Raw genomic sequence first — 25,382 nt, 5'->3', positions numbered from 1 at the left:
ATCACCGCCTCACGCGGCATCGCACCTGCCCGGCCCGTCGCTCAGTCCTCGCTGTTGCGCTCGTAGACCCGCGCGCCGCCCTGCACACCGGCGAAGCGGAAGGGCGCCGTGGTCACCCGCGGCGTCTCGACGTCCTCGGAGCTGCCGAACTGGTTCTCGTGGAGCTGCTCGTACTCGGCGACGGTCACGGGCACGCGCCCGTCCAGCGCCGCCACGGCCGATCCCGCTCGAGCGCTGCTCATGTACCCAGGGCGGACGATGCCGGTGAGCATCTCCCCCGCGCTGCCCGAGCCGTAGCTGAACAGGCCGATGCGCGCGCCGTCGAGCCCGGGTCGGTGGTCCAGCAACGAGGCGAGACCGGCCCACAGGGAGGCCGTGTAGGTGTTGCCGAGCCGGCGGTCGTAGACCGCCCCCTGGACGAGCGCCTCGGGGTCGAGCTCCGCGCCGCTGCGCTGGGCGAGGAACTGCTGGGCCTTGACCGCCATCTTCGTGAACGGCTGGTGGTAGACGAACGCCTCGATGTCCTCCGCGGACGGGCCGCCCTGCTCCTGCAGGTCGTCCCACGCACCCAGCAGGGCGTTCTTGTAGGCGCTGATCGACAGGCGCGCGTTGACCATCGCGGTCGTGGAGTCGTTGGGGCGCCAGAAGTCGTCGACGTCGGCCGAGTAGAGGCCGGAGACGGGCTCGATCTCGACGAGGGACGGGTCGGCGCCGATCAGCATCGCGACGGCTCCCGCACCCTGGGTGGGCTCCCCGGAGGAGCCCAGCCCGTAGCGGGCGACGTCCGCAGTGATCACGAGGACCTTCTCCTCGGGACGCCGGGCGACGATGCCGATCGCGGCCTGAACGGCGGCGGCGCCCGCGTAGCAGGCCTGCTTCAGCTCGACCGATCGCACGGAGCTCGGGAGTCCCAGCAGCCCGTGGACGATCACGGCCGCGGACTTCGAGTGGTCCACGCCGGACTCGGTCGCGAACAGCAGGGTGCGCACGCCCTCGCTGCCGCTGCGTGCGAGCAGCCGCTCGGCGGCGGAGGCACCGAGGGTGACGACGTCCTCGTCGGCCGCGACCACGCCCATCTCGTCCAGGCCGATGCCGCGCGTGTACTTCGCTGGGTCGACGCCGCGGACCTCGGCGAGCTGGGCGAGGTCGAGCACGTGGTGGGAGGCGGCGAGTTCGAGGTCCTCGATCCCGATGCCGCCGCCACGGGTGGCCCCGGTGGTGTCTGTCGTGGTGTCGGTGCTGGTCATGAGTGTGATGCTCCCCTCCGCTCGAGGCGTCGGTGGGCCGTCATCAGCTCACCCGGATTGGTCTGGGCCGCCAGCAGCGACAGCTCGCCGCAGAGCACGCTGGCGGCGATCAGCGCGGCCAGGCGCCGCGAATTCGCGCCCGGCTCGCGCTCCTCGCGGCAGCCCAGGCGCTCCATCGCGTAGTCGACGTGCGCGAGATGCTTGCCGTTGCCCACGGTGCCCACGATCAGGTGCGGGAGGGTGCACGAGAAGTACAGGCCTTCCTTCCGCACCTCGGCGTGGGTGAAGCCCTGTGAGCCCTCGACGATGTTCGCGGCGTCCTGACCGGTGGCGAGGTAGAAGGCCAGGAGCATGTTGGCGTAGTGGGCGTTGGCCGAGCGCAGCGCCCCGGCGATCGTGGAGCCGATCCAGTCCTTGCGCACCACCAGGTCGGTGATCCGCTCGGCGCTCGAGCGCAGCTGCTTCTCGACGATCTCGTGGGGGATCAGGATCTCGGCGACGACGCTGCGCCCGCGGCCCAGGACCCCGTTGACCGCGGTGGCCTTCTTGTCGGAGCAGAAGTTGCCCGAGATCGAGCCGTACTCCAGGCCCAGGTCCCAGGACAGGATCCGCTCCATCAGCTTCTCGGAGGCCTGGGTGACCATGTTGTGGCCCGAGGCGTCCCCGGTGGTCAGCGCGAAGCGCGTGTACAGCAGGTTCCCGACGATCTCGGGGTGGACCTCCTCCAGACGCGCGAAGCGGGAGGTGGAGGAGACGACCTCGCGCAGCTCGCCGATGCGCTCCTGGATCACCATGGAGGCCTCGAAGGCGGTGGCGCCGTCGGGGGCGACGAACAGGGTCGAGCGGGTCATCCGCTCCCCCAGCACGGTGGCGCGGATGCCGCCCTCGACCATCCTCGAGATCCGCGCCCCGCGGCCGACGGACGGCCACAGCGGGGTCTCGTAGGTCGCCAGCGGCACCTCGATCTCGCCCTCGACCGCGTTGCCGCTCATCCGCAGCGGCCCCACCCAGCGGGTGGGGATCTGCGTGGTCGGCTCGGGCTCGGTGCTCATCGCGGCTCCTGGTTCTCGGTGGGAGGGATGTCGATGGGATGGGACATGGGCGTGGGGACGTCGTGCGGACCCAGGCGATCGTCGAGCGACGCGTGGGACCTGCGGGAGTACGTGCCCGGGTCGATGCCGCGCAGTTCGCAGAACTCGCGGAGCCGCCCCCGCACCAGCAGGTCGCTCGACCGCAGGTCGGCGACCGTGCGGGCGCCGAGCAGGGCGGCGAGCTCCCGGGTGTGCTGCTGCCAGGAGCCGATCAGCTCGATCAGTCCGTCGGCCCCGCCCTCGACCACGGCCTTGAGGAAGGATCCGGCGACGCCCACGGCCTGCGCGCCGAGCGCGAGCGCCTTGACCACGTCCAGCGGATCGCGCACGCCGCCCGAGGCCAGCAGCCGCAGGTGCTCGGCGTGCTCGCGGTGGGCGGCGGCGTCCAGCAGCGCGGCGGGCGCGGACTGACCGAAGCCGGTGAGGTAGGAGTAGTCGCGGGCGGGGCGCCTGTCGTTCTCGATGGCGAGGAAGTCGGTGCCGCCGCGGCCGGAGACGTCGGCCCAGGAGACCCCGATGGAGGCGAGCTGGGCGAGCGTGCGCGCGCTCAGCCCGAAGCCGACCTCCTTGACCAGCACGGGCACGTCGAGGGCGCGGACGATCTGCTCGATGCCGCTCAGCCAGGTCGAGAAGTCCGGGCTGCCCTCGGGCATCACGGTCTCCTGGACGGCGTTGACGTGGATCTGGAGTGCGTCGGCCTGCAGCAGGTCGACGGCGCGGCGGGCGTCCTCGGCGCTGCGCCCCACGCCGATGTTCGCCATCACCAGACCGTCGGGGTTCTCGCGGCGGATCACGCGGAAGGCGTCGGCCGCGGACTCGTCCTCGAGGGCGATCGAGACGGAGCCGCAGCCCATCGCCGTGCGGGTCTCGCGGGCGGCGATCGCGAGCTGCTGGTTGATGCGCCCGGTGGACTCCGTGCCGCCGGTCATCCCGTTGATGTAGAAGGGGGCGGCGACCTCGCGGTCGAACAGCCGGACGGAGAGGTCGACCTCCTCGAGGGTCACCCCGCCCAGGGCGTGGTGGAGGAACTCGAGGTCGTCGAACTCGGTGGTGCGCGCGCCACCGGTCCACTGGGCGGTCGCCAGGCGGACGTGGTCCTCCTTGCGCTCGCGACGCCCGGCGGCGTCCTCGTCGACGTGCGGGACGCGATCGTCCCCGACGCTGTCGTTCATCGCGCCATCGCCTCGTCACAGAGGTGCGGACGCAGCTCCAGGCGCAGGATGTCGTTCTCCCGCCAGCTGGTGAGCACCTCGTCGTCGACCACGCGCGGCGGCAGCAGCATGATGCCGCAGTCCCCGCCGCCCGCACCCGAGGGCTTGCCGGCGGCGCCCTGGGCCTCGGCGAGATCGCAGAGGAAGCGCAGCTGATCGGTCTCGATCGTGGTCCCGCGCAGGCGACCGAGCTTCTGCAGCAGGCGACGGCAGCGCCGGACGATCCCGAGCATGGCCGCGGGGTCCTCGTCCCACACGCTCACGAGCTCCTCGACGGCGCTGCGGGAGTCGGCCAGGAAGCGCGCGTAGTGGGCGTCGAGCTCGTCCTCGCTCATCCTCACGCGGTCCACGAGCCGTTCGGTGGAGGCGGGCGATCCGGTCCAACCCACCAGCAGTCGCAGGGAGCCGAGGTCCCGCAGCGGGCGCACGGTGCACACGTCCCACTCGGGGGCCTCGAGGACCTCCTGGACGCTCAGCGCGTCGCTGAGGGCGAGCAGCCGGGCGCGGTCGGGGGCGGTGTAGGCGATCCAGCCGCCGAAGGTGGAGGCGGCGAGGTCGCCACCCGAAGCACGGGGGGCGACGTGGATGGTGGCCAGGAGCGCGAGCCGGAACCGCTCCATCGGGCTGAGTCCCAGCTCGTAGAAGCGGTTCAGGGCGTCGATCACCGCGACGGTGACGGCCGCCGAGGAGCCGAGGCCGAACTTCCGGCCGCTGGAGTCGTCGAGCTCGGAGTCGATGTGGAGGTCGAAGTAGCGCGGGGACAGTCCGCGCTCGGAGCGCAGACGCTCCAGCAGCGTGATCGCGGCGGTCACGTAGTCGAAGGGACTGTGGTCCACCACGATGGTGTCGCCGTCGGCGTCGCGCACCCAGGTGACCGGTCCGTGGCCGTAGCGGCTGGAGTGGACGCGTCCCCTGCCGATCGCCTCGGTCAGACGCACCGTGAGGTAGCGGTCCACCGCGACCAGGATCGCGGGATGGCCGGGCTCGACCACGGCGTACTCGCCGGCGATGTAGAGCTTGCCGGGGGCTCGGGTCTCGATCATCGGGCGGCCTCCTCGGTCAGGTGGGCGCCGGGGCCGGGGCCGACGATGCGGACCTGCCCGTGGGGCGTGAGGGCGGCGGCGACGTCCTCGGCCGCGTCCGGCGTGGTCAGCACGCAGACGTTCGGTCCGGCATCGGCCGTGGCGTAGGCGAAGGTGCCCTGCTCCCGCAGCGCTGCCGCGGTGTCGAAGGCGGCGACGGAGGCCGGCGCGAGGTAGCGCACAGGCGGCAGGGCCGAGGCGATCACGGCGTGCATGCGCAGGGCGTGGGACTCGGTGATCTCCCCGATCGCCGTGAGGTCCCCGGCCTTGCACGCGGCCACCATGTCCTCGAGGGTGCGCGCGGTCGAGGTGATCCAGGCGTCGTAGAACGGTGAGGTCGCGGCCGTGCGACGCATGCCCTCGCGACTGGAGACCTGCTTCTGGGCACCGTCGACGGTCACGATCACCAGACGCATCTCCGGGGCGTCGATCGGCTCGGCGTAGGAGGTGGCGTCGTCCGTGCCCGCATTCCACACGGCGTAGCGGTCCACCACGGACCGGCAGGCCGACCCCGAGCCACGGCGGGCGAGGCGGCTGAGCGACCGCTGGTCGAGGTCGAGGCCGTAGGCGCGGGAGGCGGCCAGGGCAAGCGCGGCGAAGCCCGAGGCCGAGGAGGCCAGGCCCGCGGCCGTGGGTGCCTCGTTGACCGAGACGACGTCGGCCCGCGCGCTCGACCCGGCGAGCTCGCGCACGTGGTCGAGGAAGCGCGTGGTGCGATCGAGCGCGGTCCCCGTCGCGGGCGTGCCGTTGAGGACGAAGGAGTCCTCGGCGTCGGTGGCCTCCTCGCTCTCGCGCACCGTGACGGTGGTGGTGGTCGCGAAGGCGTCCAGGGTCATGGACATGCTGCCGGCGACGGGGAGGATCAGGTCCTCCTCGGCCTTGCCCCAGTACTTCACCAGCGCGATGTTGGGGTGCGCGCGGGCCGTGGCTGTGCTCATGCGGTCTCCACCGTGGTCTGCCAGGTGCGGGTCGCTCCGGCGGCCCGCAGGGAGTGCTGAAGGTCGGCGGCGCTCTCCACGTCGGGGGCGAGCGCCAGGATGCAGCCGCCGCGGCCGCCTCCGGTGAGCTTGGCACCCAGGGCGCCTGCCGCACGGGCGGCCTCGACGAGCCGATCGAGAGTGGCGTCGGAGACCTCGAGCTCGACGAGCAGTGCCTGGGCCTCGTCCATCAGGGCCCCGAGAGCAACGCGGTCGCCGCTGGCGAACAGGCTCCGGGACTCCTCCACGATCGCACCGAGGCGCCCGATCAGGCCGTCCACGCGGGTCGGGAACGTCGCACGCAGCTCGCGGACGGCGCCGACGGCCTCGGCCGTCGACCCGGCGTGGCCGGAATCGGCGAGGACGAAGACGAATCGCCCGCCGACGGGGACGGCGGTCGTCACGCCACCCTGGAAGAGGATGGGCGCATCGGAGGCCACGGCGCGGCCGTCGAGCCCGCTCGAGCGGCCGTGGGCGATGGTCTCGGCGGCCATTACCACGTCGTGGACGGCCTCGCCGTCCAGGTCGGTCCCCGTGAGGTCGGCGATGGCCCGGGCGATGGCGGCGGCGACCGCGGCGCTCGATCCGAGACCACGCTCGTAGGGGATCCGGGAGACGACCTCGAGGTCGAGTCCCATCGGGGAGCCGGAGGTCAGCGCCAGGGCGGTGTGCACGGCGGTGACCAGGGGGTGCAGACGCTGGGGCGCCTCCTCGGCGCTCCCGTCGTACAGCTCGCTGCGGATCCGGATCTGTTCGTCGGCGCGCGAGTGGACGGTCACCGTGAGGTCGAGGGCGTGCAGGGGGACGGCGATCGCGGGGGTGCCGTAGACGACGGCGTGCTCCCCCAGCAGGATGGATTTCGCATGTGCGTGACCGTGTCCCGTGCGGTCGCCGGGCGCCGTGGAGCGCACCTGCTGCATGCTCGTCTCTCCCTGATCCTCGGCGGACTGCCTGGACTGCATCACCCCGGGGTCCGGCGCACCGGGCCGCACGGGCCGGGCGTCAGGATACGGCTGCGCCGGGAGGACGGGACCACTGCGGTGGTCCTGCTCACCTGCGCGGACGTCGGCCGTGGACATGCTTCGATTCTGGCACGCGGCGGGCAGGGGCGAGCGCGGTTCCTGAGCCGGCCGTGCGAAGGTTCTGTGAACACCCCGCCACCCGACTCACATCCGGGACCAGCCCGGCGTGGAGGGGCCGATCAGCGGCCGCCAGCCGGTCTCCGACATGAAGCGCACGGAGCTCACGCGCAGGCTGCGGCGCTGCACCTCGAGGCGGGTGCCGACGACGGCCTGGGTGATCTCGGGATAGAACTTGGCGGATTTCTTCGACTCGGCCTCGGTGCCGAGGTCCTTGGCCCAGCGCCCGCGGGTGATGGGCTCGCCGCCCACGTTGTAGAAGCCGCTGCGGGCACCGAGCGCGGCGACGAAGGCGCGCCCCGCATCGCGATGGTGCAGAAGGGTGATGTAGTTCTCGGGCTTGCCCAGCAGGATCGGATCGCCGGAGCGGGTGGCCTTGAGGGTGTGCGTGGTCTGCGGATCGCGCCCGAACAGCTGGCCCAGGCGCAGGATCACCGAGCTGCGGCCACCGGTGGCGAAGTCCACCGCGGAGCGCATCTCCCGCACGCGGGGGCGGAACGCCTGGTTGCGCACCGACAGGGGCTCGTCCTCGCCGATCCACTCCGAGCCGTTGTCGGGGTACATGAACACCGTCGACTCCTGGATCAGGCGCTGCACCCCCATGGCCGCGGCGGCCGACGAGATCGCGACGGAAGCGTCCGTGTGCAGCTTGTCGTCCTCGCGCCATGCCAGCGGCCGCATCGCGGCCATCCCGATCGGGACGTGCGCGAGCGTGTTCACCACGACGTCGTGCCCCTCGAAGGCCTGCGTCAGGGAGTCGGCATCGAAGACGTCCGCCACGACGGCGCGGGCACCGCGCCCTTCGACCACCGGGATCCCGCGCTCACGGCGGGTGACACCGGTGACCTCGTGGCCCGCAGAGACGAGCGCCTCGACGGCTTCCTGACCCAGGACGCCGGTGGCTCCGGTCACGGCGATCTTCACGGCCGCACTCCTTCCGCAGATCCCTTCAGTGGCGAGGACGAGTCTAGGCGATGGCCAGTGCTGTTCGCTCGCTCACAGCCTCTGGCCACCGGTTTTGCAGGAGCGCCGCCGCACGGTAATGTCTTCTCCTGTCGGCGCCATTAGCTCAGTTGGTTAGAGCAGCTGACTCTTAATCAGCGGGTCCGGGGTTCGAGTCCCTGATGGCGCACCCGAGAAGAGGCCCCACCGCTTCGGTGGGGCCTCTTCGCGTTCCAACACGGGACGACGTGTCGGAGAATGTGCGGCACGACCGCCGCGGCCGCACTGTCCGCGCCGCGTCTCCTGCTCCCCCCGATCACCACGGAGCACACCGATGCCTTGGCTGCAGTGCACTCGGACCCCGACGTCGCGCGGTACGTGGGCGGCGAACGGCCGACTCCCGAGATCATCGCTGCCCAGGTGGAGAGCTTCACCCAGGCGTGCGACGAGCGCGGCTACGGGCAGAGTGCCGTGTTCTTGCGCAAGGGTGGACAGTTCTTCGGCCGCACCCAACTGCACTACTGGCCGGTCTGGGCGTGCAACCTCAGCTCACGGCCGTAGTCACTGGTCCAGATCTTCGCCTCGAGATTGACGTCGTTGCAGCCGACGCCGGATGCCCGGATCGCCTCCCACATGGTGCTCGTTCCCATAGGCGGCGGCGGTGTCGATGTGGCGATAGCCGCTCCGGAGGGCGGTGGTCACCGCCGCCGTGGTCTCCTCCGGTGGGGTCCGGAACCTGCTGAGGCTCAGAAGCGGGATCTCGACGTTGTGCGCGAGCGCATTCCATGCCCTCCAGCCGACGAGCGTCGTCCGCGGGAAGGTAGGGAATGGCAGTGCACCCCTTCGTGCAGTCACCCGCTACGGCCGGACGCGATAGGCGCGCAACGCCACGACTCTGGCTTCCTCCACACCGTTCGTGTCCTCGACGACGAGGCGAATCGCGGTGGTGGTGACTGCGTTCTCCAGCACGAGACGGCGGCGTCGCTCCCGATTGTCCTCGAGCCGCGCGATCTCGCGCCACACTTCGTCCTCGAGCGCCTCGATCCGAGCGTTGCGCACGAGCGTGGGCATCGTGTCCGACGGGGTGCGGTGATGGTGCAGGTTGATGAGGTCCTCATTGAGGTCGTCGTCGAGGACGATCTCGATGCACGCGACCTCCTGCGTATCCGTCCAGCGCAGCTCGAGCCACGGCTGGGGATCCGCGGAAGCGACGTCGGAGATCCACAGGTTCGGCCCGCCGTAGGGCCGCGCGTACCCACCAACCGCCTTCTGCGCGGCGAAGGCTTCCGTGGCGGACAGTGTGCGGAAGCAGATGCCTTGGCCATGCAGCGTCTCCTTCCAATGCCGCCACTGGTCCGGGTTCCTCTCTCCGTCGGGTAGCTCGCGATGGCGCAGGGTGACCGTCCCTGGTTGCGCGGCAACGCCGCGATGCACTGCGATTCGGGAGTTGCGGCGGAGCACGAGCACGGCGTTCTGTGCCTGCTCGGGCGTCCAGTCCAGGTCCGCTCGGGCCCACGACCGACCACGGACCACCGGGACGACGACGTGGCGTTCGCGCTCGGACGGGAGGTAGTTCTGCGGGCGGCTGACGCTGTGCAGCTCCAGCTCCAGTTCGGTGTCCTCCTCCGCGTCGACCAGGAGCTCCACCGCACCGAGGGCCGGATCCACCGGCAGCACGAGAGCGAGATCATCCACCAGGGCCTCCTGACCGCTGCTCCGTTCCGAGGCGAGACGGGTCGCGGTAGAGGAGGCCTGCGCCCGAGCAATCAGGGCAAGGTTCTCCGGATCATCGTCGGCCACCCCCAGCAGCGAGGCGTCGGCCCGGACCATGGCCCGGTGCAGCGTGTGAACATGGTCGGAGGCGAGCTGCCGCGGGGTGAGGGAAAGCTGGTCCGCCACGCTCGCTGCGATCCCCGCCGCCTCCCCGAGAACGGCGCAGGTGGCCATCACTCGCGTGCTCCCGAAGGCGACGTGGCTCGCGCTGATGTCGCGACCTGCCATCCACAGGTTCGTGACGTTGCGCGAGTACAGCGAGCGCAGCGGGATGTGGTAGTTCCCTTCGGGGTGCCAGTGGCGCGACCCCTTCTCACTCGCATACACCCCTCCGACCGGGTGCAGGTCGATCGACCAGCCGCCGAAGGCGATACGGTCCTCGAATTCGGTCTGTCCCAGGACGTCGTGCTGAGTCAGGAGGTGGTCGCCGACGAACCGACGGTACTCGCGCTTCCCCGGCACGGCGCCGACCCATTCGAGACTGAGGTTCTCCGCCGCGTACAGCCCGGAGTTCTTGATGTAGTCCCAGATGCCGTAGCAGACGGCCTGCAGCTCGTCGCGGATCCGTTCGTTGTCGTGAACGACGTCGAGCTCACCGCCCCATTCGATCCACCAGTAGTCGCATCCGTTCATGCTCTGGCGGATCACGCGGTTCTGGGGGATCGACGTCGCGGCGATGTCGATCGCGAATGGCGGGGCCACGAACTTCTGCGGGTGCCCGACGTCCTTCGTATAGAACAGGATGGTCGAGCCGAGCATGTCCTCACCGGGCTCCTCGGGCGCCCACGATTCCCCGTAGCTCTCGCGCGGTTCGCTCCCGCGCATGCTCTCGGCTCCCGCGAGGTCCCCCACCAGACCGTCCCCGCTGCAGTCGATGAAGGTCGGTGCCGTCAGGGTGATCCGCCGTTCGGACCCGCTCATCCATCCGGTCACGGAATGGATCTCGCGACTCTCTCGAGGACCGTCGGCCTCGACCTCGATCACTTCGGTGTTGAGGAACAGCTCGATGTTTGATTCCGCCTTCACCTTCTCCAGCAGGAGCATGTCCCAGTAGTACGGGTTCCCGTCAGGGTTGCGGAACTGGTTCTCGACAAACAGTTCCCCCATCACTCCGGTCTCGCGGGCGAAGAGATGGATGCCGTGCGCCGTGGCGCCACAGACCCAGACGCGCACCTCGCTCGAGGAGTTCCCTCCGAGAACGGGCCGGTTCTGCACGAGGACGACGCGGCTGCCTTGTCGGGCGGCGCCGATCGCGGCGCTGACGCCGGCGAGGCCTCCTCCCACCACGACGATGTCGGTGGTGACAGATTCGGTGAGCATGGAGTTCCTTTCGAAGGACGGGGAGGGTGCCCTGTACTGGGAGAGGACCGGGCGAGGTCAGGGCGCCTCGGAAAGGTCCTCGGTTCCATGTGGGCCCTCGAAGGTGCCGTCGTCGACGAAACGCATCGTGGGGTCCGCGGATCGTCGCTGGGCGACGAGGAGCCAGAGCAGGCTGGTCATCAGCGTGTCGCTCTCCCGCCCGGCGAAGTGCTGCGTCCAGACTGATCCGTTGCGAACTCCGGTGTAGAGCGAGAGCGCCGCCTCCTTCGCGAGGGCGGAATCTGGCGATCCGTGCACCGCGATCGTGGTGGCCCCGACGCGACGGGCCGCCCGGAGCAGCTGCCGCGCCTCCGGATCCTTGCCGGAACGGTTCAGTGCGAGGACCACGTCCCGCTCGGTGAGGGTGCGGGCAACCAGATCGAGGGTGCGAGGACCGCTGTCGTGCGCCCAGACCGGGACACCGATCCTCAGTAGCCGCAGGTACAGCTCTCGGACGGAGACGGAATCCGCCCATTCGCCGTGCAGATGCACTCGCTCCGCCCGGGTGATCGCCTCGGCGGCGCGTTCGACCAGCGGAAGATCGATCACGGCGGCCGCGTCGCGGAGAGCCCGTGCCGCGGTGCCGGCGAGGATGTCCAACACGTCGCGGGATGCATCCCCGGGAGTGATCGCGGTGCCGATGTCCCGCTCCCACCCCGACTGGGCGGTGCGACCGTTGTCGAGCGCGATCGCCGATCGCAGAGCGGGGTAGCCCTGGTACCCGATCTTCCGAGCGAAGCGTGAGACCGTCGCCGGCGCCGTCTCCGCGGTCGCGGCGAGCTTCGTAATCGAGGACTCCCCGGCACGCAGTGGATCGGCGAGGATCGCCTCGGCGATCCGCCGTGGACCGCCGCCCAGCTCGGGGACGATCTCCCGAATGCGGTGGAGCGGCGATGCCTGAGCGATGGTGCCGGAGGTGTTCATCTGTCCTCGTTCGTGAGTGCCGAGTTGTTGTCCTGACGGTGGCACTATTTCAGGGCGCTCTCGGTCATCGCCGCGACGAAACGTCGTTGGAAGATCAGGAAGACCAGAAGGATCGGCACGATCGAGATGACCGAGGCCGCCATCGACAACCCTGCCGCCATCGCCCCGTTCTCGTCGGTGAAGCTCGTCAGTCCCATCGGGAGAGTGAAGTTCTCCGGCGTGGAGAGGAACACCAGGGGTGTCTCGTAGTCGTTCCAGGACCAGACGAAGGTCAGGATCGCCAGCGCACTGATCATCGGCATCGCGTTGGGCAGGTAGATGCGGGAGAAGATCTGTATCTCGCTGGCGCCGTCGAGCCGGGCGGCCTCGGCGAACTCCTCCGGCTGGGAGACGAAGTACTGACGCATCAGGAACGTCCCGAGCACCGTGAACATGCCCGGCAGGATCAGGGCCCACAGGGTGTCGTACAGGCTCAGCTTCTGGAAGTACACGAAGCGGGGCACCAGCAGAAGCTGGGCCGGGATCAGGGACGTGGCGAGGTATCCGACGAAGACGGCTCCCCGGCCCGGGAAGCGGAGCTTGGCGAAGGCATAGCCGGCCAGCGTGGCCGTGGTCAGCTCCCCCAGCACGCGCAGCGCGGCGACGCAGACCGAGTTCCCGAAGGGGATGAGGATCGAGTTCTCACCGAACAAGACCTCCGTGTAGTTCCCCCAGTGCGGATCGCGCGGGACCCACTGCATCGGGATCGCGAACGCCTGCACGTCGGGCTTGAGCGACGTGGAGATCATCCAGGCGAATGGCAACAGGAACACGAGGGCGAGGATCCACAGGGGCACACCCCAGGACCAGCGGCGGATGCGATCGCGACGTCGACGCAGGGCATGGCGTCCCGCGATGCTCGTAACGGACGTGGTCTCAGTCATGGAGGGCCTTCCCTCGCTGGGCCCGCCACATGAGCAGCATGATGGCGAAGATCCCGATGAAGGTCACCAGCCCCACTGCCGAGGCGTACCCGAAGCGGTAGAACTGAAAACTCGTCTGATACATGTAGAAGGAGAGGGTGGTCGTTGATTCCCCGGGACCGCCTCCGGTGATCAGGGCGATCATGCCGAAGGTCTGCGAGATCCCGACGAACAGGGTCACCAGCAGGAAGATGGTGGTGGGCAGCAGCGAGGGCCAGGTGATCGCCCGAAAGCTGGCCCACCGGCCCGCTCCGTCGATGCGGGCCGCCTCGTACAGCTGCGTCGGGGCGTCCTGCAGCGCAGAGAGGAATATGAGGTTCGCGTAGCCGGCTTGCGCCCAAATCGTCACCAGGATCAGGGCGGGGAGCGCCCAGTGGGAGGAGGCGAACCACTGCGGCAGGTGCTCGAGGCCGAACAACCCCAGGAACTGGTTCACCAGTCCGGCCGACGGATCCAGCAGCATCTGCCAGGTCATGCCGATCGCGACGATGTTGACGATGTAGGGGACGAAGAACGCGGCACGGAGCAGACCTCGGGCCGGCAGGTCGCGGTTCAGCGCGAGCGCGAGGGCGAGCCCCACCACGAGCGTCAGCGGGACGGCGACGCCGGCGTAGACGATCGTGATCAGCAGGCTGCGCCAGAAGGTCGGGTCCTGGAAGACCGCGATGAAGTTGGCGAGACCGACGAACTTGATCCCGCCGAAGCCGGAGACCAGGTTCCACTGCGTGAACGACAGCAGGATCACCGAGATCAGCGGGATGAAGGTGAAGGCCACAACGCCGAGCAGGTTCGGGGCGATGAACAGCCAGCCGACGAACGGCTTCGGGTCCGACGGTGCACGGCCCGTGCGGCGCCTCGCGCTCGGGGCCGGCCGCGTGCCGACCGGGGCAGGGGAGGTCTGTGTGGTCGACATGTCAGTCCTCCTGGAACCGGTCGATGAGCGCCTGGGCGTTGTTGTCGACCGTCTTGATCGCCTTCTGCGGGGTTTGCTCCAGGAGCCAGCACACGTCCCGCTGCTGTTCGTACTTCTGTGTGATCTCGGCGTACGCCGTCAGCTCTGTGTCCAGGTGAAGGCGCGGATCGTCCTCGAAGAGGGTCCGACGGAAGGAGTCGACGTCGAAGAATTTCTCCGCGTCCTCCCCGAGGATCCCGGAGAGGAGCTCGTCCTCGTCCACGTCGCTGATGATGGAGATGTACCCGGCGTGGACCATGTCCTGCGAGCCCTTCAGCAGCCAGAACTTGCTGAACTCCCACGCCAGTTCCTGTTTGGGACTTCGCGAGTTGATCTGGATGAAGGCCCCGTACTCCCCCGTGTTCCAGTCCCCGCCCGCGCTGGTGGGAACGGGGGCCGCCGCGACGGTGAAGTCGTGCGGGTACTGCTCCTGGTCCGTCAGGAAACGGAGGCTGTAGGGAGCGGTGATCCACAGCCCGAACTCCTCGGCGATGAAGACGTTCTGCTGGTAGGCCTCCAGCTGGCGCGCCACGGCCTGCGACCAGGGATACAGCACGCCCTCCCGGATCAGCTGCGCGGAGAGGTCGAACTGCCGCAGGAAGGAGGGATCGGAGAAGTTCGAGTCGCCCTTCGGCGTGAAGCGATAGTTCGGTCCGAGTTCGATCCGGGCGATGTCCGGCAGGGTGTAGGAGCCGTACTTGCCGGCATCGGCGAACGCGCGGAGGGCCTCGAGATACTCATCGAGCGTCCATCGGCGGGGAAGGTCGACCCCTGCACGCTTCCGAAGTCGCTCGTTCAGCAGCACCATCTGCGGGATACGGGTCGTGGCGAGCGCCGTGATCTGGTCGCCGTCGAAGAGCGCCTTGGGCTCGTCCTTGTCCAGGAAGGTCTTCAGCTCGGGGGTGCTGCGCACCTGATCAGCGACGTCCGCGGCCAACCCGGAACTGGCGCGCATGGCGAGGTTCGGGACGCCGTAGGTGAAGAAGACATCGATGTCGACCCCGCCCTGGAGTGCGGTGTTCAGCTTCAGGTTGCCGCGGTCGTCGTTGACGTACCGCGTGTACTTCACCGTGACGTCGGGATGCAGCTTCTGGAAGCGGTCGATGATCTTCTGCGGTCCGCTCTCGGCGGGGATCCCTCCCCACACCTGCAACGTACCCATGTCCTTCGCCTCGTCCGAGGAGCATCCTGCGAGGCCGGCGACCCCGGCGGCCGCGCCGAGCACTCCCGCCAACCGGCGCCGACCGAACGGCGGACCCTGAGGTGGGTACGGAGGTGTCATGCCACAACCTTCCAACGCTGCGCTGCGTGTCGGGGACCCCGCGTATAGAAGAACCCGACGAGATGCACAACTTTTGCATCAGGCGCCGCCACGGTCAACCCTTGCTGCACATCTTGTGTCTCTCTATGGTGGTGCGACGCGGGGCAGCGCTCCGCTCACCCCACCCGGAGGTCTTCCCCGATGCCGAATCCGCCAGTTCCGCGGACCCCCGCAGGTCTCGCAGGCTCCGATGACAGGGCACCCGCAGGGTTCGACGCCTTCTGGCAGGAGACCCTCGCCGCCCACACGCCCCAGGAACCGCCCCGCTTCGCGCCCCTTGCCACGACGCTGCGGGAGCTCGAGGTCCACGACGCCACCTTCTCGGGTTTCGGCGGCCACGACATCAAGGGCTGGTTGCTGCGACCTCGCACCGCGTCCCCGCGGGCGACCGTGGTCCAGTTCCTCGGCAACAACACGGGTCGAGGGATCCCGGAACAGTGGACGCTGCTGCCGAGCGCTGGTTATACGGCGTTCGTGATGGACAACCGTGGCCAGACGGGTCCCGATTCCGTCGGTGCCACGACCGACCCCGTCTCTGCCACCGGACCCCAGGTGATCGGACGCATGACGGCGGGGATCCAGGATCCGGCCGATCACTATTACCGCCGCCTGTTCACCGATGCCGTCTGCGCGATCGGCGCGCTGCAGAGCAGCGACGAGGTGGACACGGAACGTCTGTTCGTCGCCGGAGGCAGCCAGGGGGGCGCGACCGCGCTCGCCACTGCGGCACTGTGCACGGGTGTCGCCGGCGCGATCGTCGACGTCCCCCTGCTCTGCGACATCCCCCGCGCGGTCGACGCCGCGACGGGCGGGCCGCTGGTCGAGATCCAGCAGTACCTGCGCACCCAGCGCGGCGCGGAGGATGCCGCCCTGCGGACGCTGGCGTTCTTCGACGGCGTCCACTTCGCGGCCCGCGCCCAGACCCCGGCGCTGTTCGCCGTCGGCTTGCATGACACCATCTGCCCGCCAGGGAGCGTTCAGAGTGCCTTCGCTGCCTACGCCGCGCAGGACAAGACCCTATGCACCTATCCCTACGACGGCCACACCAACGGCCAATGGCAGCAGACGCGACGCCACCTCGAGTTCCTGGAGGAGCACTGCGCCTCTCGGTGACCGCGGCGCCCCTTCCCCCAAGACTCTTCGGTCACTCATGTGGTCACCTCTTGGCCCGGGTGGCTCCTCCCGGTCTAGATTCAGGAGCTTAGGACCGCACCTGCTCCTGTGGCCCCGGCGATCAGGACGCGTCGTCCGTCCTGTACATGCGGTCAGTTTGCGCCCTCAAATCAGCGCGAGGGACTCCAGGCAGCAGCGCATCCGGTCGACCTCCAGTGCCCCGTCCGACATGTGCCCCTCCCGGATCTCGAGGGCCAGCATCTCGCAGCAGGCCACGACTACGAGGCACGCGAACACTGCCTCGCCTGGGTCAGGCTCCCCCGGACCCCAAGCCATTCATAGGCCGGGTGCTGGCGGCAGACCTTGACGACGACCTTTGCGTCCGGCGCCGTCCGCACCCAGAGCAGAAGGTTGTGGAAGCTGATCACGATCCGATCGAGGCCCACCGCCGATAGGTCGCACTCCTCGGCGAGCAGCTGCAGGACCCAAGTCCCTACGCCCTCGACGTCGCCGATCCCGAACCGTCGCGTCGGCTCGACCTACGGGTCGGCGTCCTCCACAGCATCTCCGGCTCCGCGCTCGTCCTCATCGCCCCGAGGATACGGACCTGCTCGTTCCTTCATCGACGGCGTGAGCCTCACGACGGCAGGGGCCTCCGAACTGACGACACCCGAGACGAAGGCCCCCACCGTGTTTCCACGGTGGGGGCCTTCGTCGATGGAGCGTCCGGGACGCCCGGCGTCAGTGCGCCGGCGCGCGATGCGCCAGGGCGAAGGCCTCGGCCTCCTCCGTGAGCTCCTTGGCGTGCGCGGTGGCCTCCTCACGATCCGTCGCCGCGGGCTTGGAGCCCCACAGCGGACGACCGTTGCTCTCGGGCACGATGTGCACGCAGATCAGGCCGATCACGCCCGCGATCACCAGGTAGACCGCCGGCCACATCAGGAAGTGGTTCCAGGTCACCAGCGACGTCATCACCGTGGAGGTGGTGCCGCCGAACAGCGAGATCGCGACGTTGAACGAGATCGACAGCGCGCCCGCACGCACCGCCGTCGGGAACAGCGACGGCAGCGTGGAGGGCATCGTGGCGCTGAAGCAGATCAGGCTCAGACCCATGATCAGCAGGCCCAGCAGCACGGTGGCGTCGCTGTGTCCGCGGATCAGGGCGAGAGAGGGGAACGACAGCACGATGAGGGCGATCGACCCCGCCCGCACCACGGCCTTGCGTCCCACCCGGTCGCTCAGCCGACCGATCACGGGGATCAGGACCAGGCACATCACCATCACGATGATCTGCAGGATCGAGGAGGCGAGCTCGGAGACGCCGCCGCTGCCCTGGTACTCGCGGATCATCGGGAAGAACTGCGGCATGAACGCCGTCAGCATGTAGTTGGTGACGTTCCAGGCGAGGACGAGACCCATGCAGGCCAGCAGGTTCGGCCACAGCTGCAGGATCTTCGAGAACTCACCGCCGCGCTTCTTCTCGGTCTTCTCCGCGTCCCGCGCTTCGGCGCGGCCGGAGGACTTGGCGGCCTTCTTCTCCTCGGCCTTCTTCTTGGCCTCGGCGTCCTGCTGCTTCTCGAGCTCGCGGTAGGCGGGCGTGTCCTCGAGCTTGGAGCGGAGGTAGACGCCCACCAGTCCCAGCGGGAGGGCGACGAAGAAGGGCAGGCGCCATCCCCAGCTGAGCAGCTGGTCCTCGGTGAGGACCGCCGTCATGATGGTGGCGATCGAGGCGCCCAGCACGTAGCCGCCGAAGGTGCCGACCTCGAGCAGGCTGCCCAGGAAGCCGCGACGGCGGTCCGGGGCGTACTCGGCGATGAACGCCATCGCGTTGCCGTACTCGCCGCCGGTGGAGAAGCCCTGCACCAGGCGGCAGGCCAGCAGCAGGAAGGGCGCGGCCAGGCCGATGGTGGCGTAGTCGGGCAGGACGCCGATCAGGAAGGTGCCGAGCGCCATCATGATCATGGTCGTGGCGAGCACCGACTTGCGGCCGATCTTGTCGGCGAGCGGGCCGAAGAACATGCCGCCCAGGGGGCGGACCAGGAAGGCGACGGCGAACAGGGCGGCGACGATGATCGCGCCGGCAGGCCCGGCGTCCTTGGGGAGGAAGACACCCTCGATGGTGACCTGCAGGTATCCGTAGACGCCGAAGTCGTACCACTCGGTGATGTTGCCGATGGCGGCGGCGCCGATAGCACGGCGGATCACCGACGGCTCGGTGATCGTCACCTGCTCGGGCCGCCATTTCTGGGGCGTGTAGCTGATCGTGCTCACACACAGCCTCCTGTCTCGTCGGGGGACCCGGCCCGCGGCCGCGGGCGCAGCGGTCCGCCGGTCAGGACAGGGCGTCAGCACCGTACGCCTCTGCGTCCCCTCATGCAGGTCCGGGACCGGGAGATGTGATCGGGCAAGCGTGAAGGCCCGCTGCCGTCGAGAACTGGATCACCTCCGCCGCCGGGCGGGCACGCGTAGGAGCGCCGCCCGGGGCCGGTGGCCCGGGGCGGCGCCTGTCCACGTCCTCTACGACGCGCTGATCACCGTCACGACGTGCGCGTCACCGCGAGGAGGACTCCACGGCAGCGGACTCGCTGCGTCCGTTCTCTCCCCCGCCGCCCTCGCCGGAGCTGCCGGTCCCGCGCGTGCGCAGCAGGCTGGCGGCCGTGGCGACGGCGACGACGAGACCGATGAAGGACAGCGAGAACCAGATCGGGATCTCGGGCACCCACAGCAGCGGCTCGCCGCCGTTGACGAACGGGAGCTCGTTGACGTGGAGGGCGTGCATCACGAGCTTCACGCCGATGAAGGCGAGGATCACGGCGAGACCCTGGGCGAGGTAGACCAGGCGCTCGAGCAGTCCGCCGATGAGGAAGTAGAGCTGACGCAGACCCATCAGGGCGAAGGCGTTGGCGGTGAAGACGATGTACGTCTGCTCGGTGAGGCCGAAGATGGCGGGGATCGAGTCGACCGCGAAGACGACGTCGACCAGGCCGATGGTGATCACGGTCAGCATCAGGGGCGTGACGACGCGCTTGCCGTCGACGCGGCTGAGGAAGCGCCCGCCGTCGTACTCCTCGCTCACCGGCAGGACCCGGCGCACCAGGCGCATCATCCGACCGTCGGTCGGATCGGACTCCTCGGACCCGAAGGCCTGACGCCAGGCGAGCACGAGCAGCAGGGCCCCGAACACGTAGAAGATCCACGAGAGGTTCTCGATCAGCGTCGCCCCGACCGCGATGAACGCGCCACGCAGCACGAGGGCGATCACGATGCCGATCATCAGCACCTTCTGCTGATGGATCCGGGGCACGGCGAAGCCGGTCATGATGATGAGGAAGACGAAGAGGTTGTCGATCGACAGCGCCTTCTCCGTCAGGTACCCGGCGAAGTACTCGCCGCCGTACTCCCATCCGGAGAACACGCCGATGCCGACGCCGAAGAGCAGGGCGAGACCGATGTAGAAGGCCGACCAGCGAGCGGCCTCGCCGATCGTGGGCTCGTGCGGCGTGCGCACGTGCGCGAAGAACTCGTACACGAAGAAGGCGACGGTCACGACGAGGGTGATCGTCCAGACCAGGGGTGAGATGTCCACGGGGACTCCTGAGGGGCTCGGGCATGCGGTGGATGCCAGAGTCTCCTTCGTCCTGGTCCCCCAGAACCGGCGGCCCGGGTCGTGATCGCACGACCGTACTGACGAGCTCGCCGAGGCGAAGTACTCCCTCTGCACCGCAGACGCTACGGATCCCAGGTGAACTGGAGCTGGGAACGGCCTGGGCCGGCGTATGGCCTCGGCCACATCGGCCGGAACAGGTCCGACGAACCGACGGCCTCACGCAGCAACGACCTCACGCAGCATCGGTCTCAGCATCGGCGTCGCGCCCGCCCCCGGCTCCCCGCATTCCCACCTGTGAACTATTGCCCTCCATAGGCTGACCTGTTGGCCTGCCTCGGGAGGCGGGTATAGCTTCGCGGTATCAGTCAGCGTCGCTGCCATGTCGCCGAGGAACACTGCGAGCCATCGCCTCAGCGCCCCGGATGCCCACGATCTGCGCGGACGCCGACATGGCACGGCGTGCCCCCTTTTCGAGGAGTAGCCGTATGAGCCGCACCCTGTTCCAGCCCATCACCCTGCGCGACCTGACCGTCCGCAACCGCGTGTGGGTCCCCCCGATGTGCCAGTACATGGTCGAGAAGGGTGACGGGGTGCCCACCCCGTGGCACCTGATGCACTACGGGTCGTTCGCGCGCGGCGGCGCCGGAGCGGTGATCGTCGAGGCCACCGGGGTCACTCCCGAGGGCAGGATCTCCCCCCAGGACCTCGGGCTCTGGAACGACGCCCAGCGCGACGCCCTGGGCGGGATCGTCGACCTCGTGCACTCCCTGGGTGCGGCGATCGGCATCCAGCTCGCCCACGCCGGCCGCAAGGCCTCGACCTACAGCGAATGGGGCAACGGGGCGCCGGGCACCTCGATCGCGGTCGAGGACGACGGCTGGCAGACCGTCGGCCCGTCGGCCACGGCCTTCGGTGATCTGGCCGAGCCGCTCGCCCTGGACGAGGCCGCCATCGACGGCGTCGTCGAGGCGTTCGTCGCCTCCGCGCGCCGCGCCGTCGAGGCCGGCATGGACATGATCGAGATCCACGGCGCCCACGGCTACCTGATCCACGAGTTCCTCTCCCCGCTGAGCAACTCGCGCACGGACCAGTACGGCGGCTCCGCGGAGAACCGCGCCCGCCTGCTGCTGCGGATCGTGGACGCGGTCCGGGCCGAGCTCCCCGAGGGGATGCCGCTGCTGGTGCGCCTGTCCGCGACGGACTGGGCCGAGGGCGGAGTGCAGATCGAGGACACGGTGCAGCTCGCGGGCTGGCTTCGGGAGCACGGTGTGGACATGGTCGACATCTCCTCGGGTGGCAACAGCCCCGATGCGCTGATCCCCGTCGGCCCCGGCTACCAGACCCCGCTCGCGACCGCCGTGAAGCAGGGCGCCGGCATCCCGGTCTCGGCCGTGGGCATGATCGACGAACCGCGCCAGGCCGAGCAGATCACCGCCACGGGCCTCGCGGACGTGGTGCTGGTCGGGCGAGAGTTCCTGCGCGATCCGAGCTTCGCGATCCGCGCCGCGCTCGCCCTGAACGTGCAGGATGCTCCGATCCCCGCCCCCTACCGGCGGGCCTACCGCCAGCGCGTGCTCGCCGGCTGAATCGCCGCGCCCGACCCCAGGGCCCCGTCCCGGCTCCCTGCCACGCCGGGACGGGGCCCGGCCGTGGATGGCCCGGGTCAGGCACGCCCCGGTTCCAGCACGACCTTGATGCAGTTGTCGTTCTTGCTCCGGAACATCTCGTACGCCGCCGGACCCTCCTCGAGCGGCAGGTGATGGGTCACCAGATCGCCCGTGCCGAGCGGGTCCGACGTGTCCTCCACTAGCGGCAGCAGATCCTCGGTCCAGGACCGGACGTTGCACTGTCCCATGCGGAGCTGGATCTGCTTGTCGAACATCGTCAGCAGAGGCATGGGGCTCGCTGTCCCTCCGTACACACCGCTGAGCGAGATCGTCCCGCCCCGTCGCACCAGAGCGATCGCCTCGTGCAGCGCGGAGAGCCGGTCGATGCCGGCGCGCTCCATCAGGGGCCTGCCCAGCTTGTCGGGCAGGCGGCCCACGACCTTCTGCGCCACCGCGGCCACGGGACTCCCGTGCGCCTCCATGCCCACGGCGTCGATCACGGCGTCCGGGCCCCGTCCCTCGGTGGCGTCGAGGATCTGCTGGTGCGCCTCCTCGCCCTGGGGGAAGGCCTCGATCCCCCAGCGCTCGGCCAGTGCACGGCGCTCCGGTACGGGATCGACGCCGAAGACCCTGGCGCCCTCCCGCGCCGCGATGCGGGCCGCGAACTGACCGACCGGTCCGAGTCCCAGCACGGCGACGCTGCCACCGCGGGGGATGTCGGCGTAGCGCACGCCCTGCCAGGCGGTCGGCAGGATGTCGGAGAGGAAGAGGTAGCGCTCGTCGGCCAGGTCCGACCCCACCGGGATCAGGCCGTGATCCGCGTGGGGGACGCGCAGGAACTCCGCCTGTCCTCCGGGAAGACTGCCGTAGAGCGCGGAGAACCCGAGCAGCGCGGCCCCGGATCCGTGCTCCCTGACCTGCGTGGTCTCGCACTGGGACTGCAGGCCCTGGGAGCACATCGCGCAGGTGCCGCAGGAGATGTTGAAGGGCACCACGACCCTGTCGCCCTCGGAGACGTGCGTGACCTCGCTGCCGGTCTCCACGACGATGCCCATGGGCTCGTGCCCGACGACGTCGCCGGGTGCCATGTAGGGGCCGAGTGCTTCGTACAGATGCAGGTCCGAGCCGCAGATCGCCGTGGACGTGATCCGGACGATCGCATCGGTGGGCTGCTCGATACGGGGGTCGGGGACGGTCTCGACCGAGACCCGTCCGGGCGCCTGCCAGGTCAGTGCTCTCATTCTCGTGCTCTCCTCTTCGACGAGCTGCCACGCGAGGACTCCTCGGAGCCGGGTGGCAGGGGTGGCGATCACCGACGTCGCCACTGTATGGGGAGGACCGGGTGCCCGGACGCCCTGGTGGCCTACCGCCCGTCAGCGGCGTACCCTGCCCCGTTCTCCCGGCGCCTCACCAGCACCCCGCTGCGGGGACGCGTGGGCATCCGGTCCAGGGGGATCGTGAGGTCCTGCGCGGGCAGGTCGAAGTTCTCGCGGGAGAGCCGTCGGACCGTCTCGCGGAGCACCGTGAGCGTCGCCCACTCGCCCGGGCACCTGTGGCCGGTGCGGACGTCCCCCGCTCCCTGGGGGACGAGCGAATAGGGGTGGCGCTCCCACTCCCAGTCCCGGAACCTCTCGGGCCGGAAGCTCTCCGGGGAATCCCAGATCCGGGCGTCGTGGTCGGTCCCGTAGAGGTCCAGGACCACGCGCTCGCCCGCGAGGAAGTCGTGGCCCTCCCAGCGGAAGGGGGAGCTGACGCGGCCCGGGACCGCGGGGAAGAACGGGAAGAAGCGGCGGACCTCCTGGGCGAAGCCCACGACGTCCTCGCTCGGCCCCTCGGCGATCCGCTCCCGCCATTGCGGAGCACGCGCGAGCGCCACCTGCGCGAACAGGACGAAGCGGGTGACCGCGACGAGGGGTCGCAGGACGTTCAGCAGCTCCACGGCGGCCACGCGGGCGGACAGTGCCGAGCCGTCGGCGTCCCGGTGACGCAGCAGGCCGCCCAGCGCGGTGTGCTCGTCGGGCACAGGACCGAGGGCGCGGTGATGTTCGATCACGGACTCGGCCCACGCCTCGGCGCTGCGGCGGCGCACCCTCGCGGCCCACCCCGCGGGCCCGAACGACCCCGCATGGTCGACCATCGATCGGAGCTGGTCCGTCAGCACCGGCGCATCCACCATCCCCGAGGGCACGCCCGCCCAGCTGCAGGCGGTGCGGGTCAGGATCCGGGCCATCACGTCCTCGAGGCGCACCACCGACTCCCCCGCGCGCTGCCAGGAACGGTTCCACTCCCTGCCGAGGATCTCGGCGAGCCGAGCCTGTTGGTCCGGCCCGAGCACCGAGAGGAAGAGCGCCTTGCGCGTGCGGTGGGCCTCGCCCTCGAGTCCTTGCACGGAGCCGACGTCCTGGAGCAGGTGCTGTGTCGTCGAGGGGACGGCGCCGGCACGGGTGATGTCACCGCCGTCGTAGAACATCCGCGCGGCCTCGGCACCACGGACGCAGGTCACCCGGCGCAGGCCGAGCCGCGTCGTGAAGAGGTCCGTCTCCAGCTCGTCGCATCGCGCCGAGATGAAGGTGTAGCCCTCTCTCAGGAATCGGAGGGTGTCGTCCTGCAAGGTCCTCATGGCCGCCCCCTGTCGCCGATCGTCCGTGGTCGGCGGATCTGCTCCGGTGGGCCCGGACGAGGGCCGCGCGCCCTCTGTGGCGCCCGCCACACCGTTGGCGCCACGCTATCCCGCCGGCAGGGCCGCGCACAATGAATCGCTACCGCGCGGTCGCTGTCCCTCTGGGGCAGACGAGCATCCCGCCCGTGATCCTGGCCAAGGGTGCCGGCCCGCCGTATGGTGACGATCCCACATCATCTCCTGCACACCGTGAGAGCGAGCGTGATCGGCATGACCTCGTACGACTACCTGATCCTGGGCGGCGGGCAGGTGAGCGACGACGCGTCCCGCGCGATCCGGGAGCTCGATGCCGACGGGACGATCGGCATCCTCAGCACGGACGTCGATGGCCCCTACACGCGACCTGCGCTCAGCAAGAAGCTGTGGACCGACCCGTCGTTCGACGAGGACCAGGTCCCGCTCGGCACCGCCGAGGACACCGGCGCGGACCTCCGGCTCGAGACCCGCGTCGAGCGGATCGACCGCGACGCCCACGAGGTCGTCCTCGCCGACGGCTCCCGGGTCGGCTACGGCAAGCTCCTGCTCGCCACCGGCTCCGAACCGCAGGGGATCCCCGGCAGCGAGGACGATTCCGTCATCGTGTTCCGCGACTTCGCCGACTACCGCCGGCTCCGCGAGCTCGCAGGGAAGGGCTCCTGCGCCGTCGTCCTCGGGGGCGGGTACATCGGGTCGGAGCTCGCCGCCGCCCTCGTGCAGAACGGCGTGGACACCACGCTCGTCTTCCCCCAGGAGATCCTGGGCGGCGGGCTCTTCCCCCGGCGTCTGGCCGAGCGCCACCAGCAGCTGTTCGAGGAGGCCGGGGTCCACCTGGTGCCCGGCCGGCGCGCCACGGCGGCCCGGCGTCGCGACGACGGGACCCTCGAGGTCTCGCTCGAGGACGGCAGCACCCTGGAGACGGACACGGTGGTCGTCGGCCTGGGGGCGACGCCCCGCGTGGACCTGGCCGCGGCCGCCGGCCTCGAGGTCACCGAGGGCGTGGTCGTCGACGCGCGACTGCGCACGGACGACCCCGCGATCTGGGCCGCCGGGGACATCGTCGAGTACCCCGATGCGATCCTCGGGCGGACCCGCGTCGAGCACGTCGACCATGCCCGGGAGTCTGGCCGCGCCGCGGGGCTCTCGATGGCCGGGGACGACGCGCCCTACGACCACACGCCGTACTTCTACTCGCAGCTCTTCGATCTGCACTGGGAGGCCATCGGCCGTCTCGACGGCGGGCTGCGCACGCGCCAGGTGGACCTCGGCGAGGACCGCGTGGTCGTCTACTACCTCGATGAGCAGAAGCGCCCCGTCGGCGTGCTGCTGTGGAACGTGGACGGAGCGCGGGACAGCGCCCGCCAGGTGCTGGCCGACGCCCCCACCGATCCCGACCAGCTCGACGAGAGGATCCGCTGA

20 protein-coding genes and 1 tRNA gene are annotated in these 25,382 nt (G+C 69.8%); 5 read left to right on the top strand and 16 right to left on the bottom strand.

What is annotated here, in order from left to right:
- Positions 1–41: 41 nt before the first annotated feature.
- The 7 genes from DEO23_RS14560 to DEO23_RS14530 form a co-directional block, all read right to left on the bottom strand.
- A complete protein-coding gene (locus tag DEO23_RS14560; protein ID WP_109276747.1) occupies positions 42–1,247 on the bottom strand; it encodes a hydroxymethylglutaryl-CoA synthase in 1,206 nt (401 codons plus the stop codon).
- Entirely contained in the window at positions 1,244–2,299 is a 1,056-nt protein-coding gene (locus tag DEO23_RS14555) for a hydroxymethylglutaryl-CoA reductase (RefSeq protein ID WP_109276746.1), read from the bottom strand. The genes DEO23_RS14560 and DEO23_RS14555 overlap by 4 nt, the downstream gene beginning before the upstream one ends.
- Entirely contained in the window at positions 2,296–3,510 is a 1,215-nt protein-coding gene (gene fni, locus DEO23_RS14550; protein WP_109276745.1) for a type 2 isopentenyl-diphosphate Delta-isomerase, read from the bottom strand. The genes DEO23_RS14555 and fni overlap by 4 nt, the downstream gene beginning before the upstream one ends.
- On the bottom strand, positions 3,507–4,592 hold the full coding sequence (locus DEO23_RS14545; RefSeq protein WP_109276744.1) for a phosphomevalonate kinase: 1,086 nt from the start codon (positions 4,590–4,592) through the stop codon (positions 3,507–3,509). Before DEO23_RS14545 ends, fni begins: the two co-directional genes overlap by 4 nt.
- The gene (gene mvaD / locus DEO23_RS14540) at positions 4,589–5,569 is read right to left on the bottom strand and encodes a diphosphomevalonate decarboxylase (RefSeq protein ID WP_109276743.1); all 981 of its coding nucleotides are present in this window, start codon (positions 5,567–5,569) and stop codon (positions 4,589–4,591) included. Before mvaD ends, DEO23_RS14545 begins: the two co-directional genes overlap by 4 nt.
- The gene (mvk, locus tag DEO23_RS14535; protein WP_119724706.1) at positions 5,566–6,687 is read right to left on the bottom strand and encodes a mevalonate kinase; all 1,122 of its coding nucleotides are present in this window, start codon (positions 6,685–6,687) and stop codon (positions 5,566–5,568) included. The genes mvaD and mvk overlap by 4 nt, the downstream gene beginning before the upstream one ends.
- A gap of 87 nt (positions 6,688–6,774) precedes the next feature.
- Positions 6,775–7,671 (bottom strand): NAD-dependent epimerase/dehydratase family protein, encoded by an 897-nt coding sequence (locus tag DEO23_RS14530; RefSeq protein ID WP_109276741.1) that lies wholly within the window; start codon positions 7,669–7,671, stop codon positions 6,775–6,777.
- A gap of 134 nt (positions 7,672–7,805) precedes the next feature.
- Between DEO23_RS14530 and DEO23_RS14525 the strand changes: the two genes are divergently transcribed.
- Positions 7,806–7,879: transfer RNA gene (locus tag DEO23_RS14525), tRNA-Lys, on the top strand.
- 158 nt (positions 7,880–8,037) lie between these two features.
- Positions 8,038–8,250 (top strand): GNAT family N-acetyltransferase, encoded by a 213-nt coding sequence (locus DEO23_RS14520; protein ID WP_240613435.1) that lies wholly within the window; start codon positions 8,038–8,040, stop codon positions 8,248–8,250.
- Between the two features lie 297 nt (positions 8,251–8,547).
- On the opposite strand, the gene DEO23_RS14515 is transcribed toward DEO23_RS14520, so the two are convergent.
- The 5 genes from DEO23_RS14515 to DEO23_RS14495 are packed head-to-tail and all read right to left on the bottom strand — an operon-like array spanning position 8,548 to position 14,821.
- The gene (locus tag DEO23_RS14515; protein WP_109276739.1) at positions 8,548–10,782 is read right to left on the bottom strand and encodes an FAD-dependent oxidoreductase; all 2,235 of its coding nucleotides are present in this window, start codon (positions 10,780–10,782) and stop codon (positions 8,548–8,550) included.
- A 57-nt stretch (positions 10,783–10,839) separates the two neighbouring features.
- Positions 10,840–11,745, bottom strand: a complete 906-nt coding sequence (locus tag DEO23_RS14510) for a MurR/RpiR family transcriptional regulator (protein ID WP_109276738.1) — start codon at positions 11,743–11,745, stop codon at positions 10,840–10,842.
- Positions 11,746–11,789: 44 nt separating this feature from the next.
- Positions 11,790–12,668: a carbohydrate ABC transporter permease gene (locus DEO23_RS14505; RefSeq protein WP_109276737.1), complete on the bottom strand. Its 879-nt coding sequence runs from the start codon at positions 12,666–12,668 to the stop codon at positions 11,790–11,792.
- The gene (locus DEO23_RS14500; RefSeq protein WP_109276736.1) at positions 12,661–13,620 is read right to left on the bottom strand and encodes a carbohydrate ABC transporter permease; all 960 of its coding nucleotides are present in this window, start codon (positions 13,618–13,620) and stop codon (positions 12,661–12,663) included. Before DEO23_RS14500 ends, DEO23_RS14505 begins: the two co-directional genes overlap by 8 nt.
- 1 nt (position 13,621) lies before the next feature.
- The gene (locus DEO23_RS14495) at positions 13,622–14,821 is read right to left on the bottom strand and encodes an ABC transporter substrate-binding protein (RefSeq protein ID WP_240613431.1); all 1,200 of its coding nucleotides are present in this window, start codon (positions 14,819–14,821) and stop codon (positions 13,622–13,624) included.
- A 300-nt stretch (positions 14,822–15,121) separates the two neighbouring features.
- Here DEO23_RS14495 and DEO23_RS14490 point away from each other — a divergent pair, with 300 nt between their 5' ends.
- Positions 15,122–16,093, top strand: coding sequence for an acetylxylan esterase (locus DEO23_RS14490; protein WP_109276734.1), 972 nt, complete (start codon positions 15,122–15,124; stop codon positions 16,091–16,093).
- A gap of 741 nt (positions 16,094–16,834) precedes the next feature.
- Here the strand turns inward: DEO23_RS14490 and DEO23_RS14485 are convergent.
- Together DEO23_RS14485 and DEO23_RS14480 are read right to left on the bottom strand one after the other, a co-directional pair.
- Complete coding sequence (locus tag DEO23_RS14485) at positions 16,835–18,364, bottom strand: MFS transporter (RefSeq protein ID WP_240613430.1); 1,530 nt, start codon at positions 18,362–18,364, stop codon at positions 16,835–16,837.
- A gap of 280 nt (positions 18,365–18,644) precedes the next feature.
- On the bottom strand, positions 18,645–19,679 hold the full coding sequence (locus tag DEO23_RS14480; RefSeq protein ID WP_109276733.1) for a TerC family protein: 1,035 nt from the start codon (positions 19,677–19,679) through the stop codon (positions 18,645–18,647).
- A gap of 506 nt (positions 19,680–20,185) precedes the next feature.
- On the opposite strand from DEO23_RS14480, the gene DEO23_RS14475 reads away from it, so the two are divergent.
- Complete coding sequence (locus DEO23_RS14475) at positions 20,186–21,286, top strand: NADH:flavin oxidoreductase/NADH oxidase (RefSeq protein WP_109276732.1); 1,101 nt, start codon at positions 20,186–20,188, stop codon at positions 21,284–21,286.
- 77 nt (positions 21,287–21,363) lie between these two features.
- Here DEO23_RS14475 and DEO23_RS14470 read toward each other — a convergent pair whose 3' ends face one another.
- Together DEO23_RS14470 and DEO23_RS14465 are read right to left on the bottom strand one after the other, a co-directional pair.
- On the bottom strand, positions 21,364–22,548 hold the full coding sequence (locus DEO23_RS14470) for a zinc-dependent alcohol dehydrogenase (RefSeq protein WP_109276731.1): 1,185 nt from the start codon (positions 22,546–22,548) through the stop codon (positions 21,364–21,366).
- Between the two features lie 122 nt (positions 22,549–22,670).
- A complete protein-coding gene (locus tag DEO23_RS14465; protein WP_109276730.1) occupies positions 22,671–23,927 on the bottom strand; it encodes a cytochrome P450 in 1,257 nt (418 codons plus the stop codon).
- A 270-nt stretch (positions 23,928–24,197) separates the two neighbouring features.
- On the opposite strand from DEO23_RS14465, the gene DEO23_RS14460 reads away from it, so the two are divergent.
- Positions 24,198–25,382 (top strand): NAD(P)/FAD-dependent oxidoreductase, encoded by a 1,185-nt coding sequence (locus DEO23_RS14460; protein ID WP_109276784.1) that lies wholly within the window; start codon positions 24,198–24,200, stop codon positions 25,380–25,382.

The sequence above is a fragment of the Brachybacterium endophyticum genome, assembly GCF_003130585.1.
In the GTDB taxonomy this organism is placed as follows: domain Bacteria; phylum Actinomycetota; class Actinomycetes; order Actinomycetales; family Dermabacteraceae; genus Brachybacterium; species Brachybacterium endophyticum.
The sequence above is the reverse complement of the archived record's forward strand: the minus strand, read 5'-3'. Positions and strand labels throughout refer to the sequence as shown.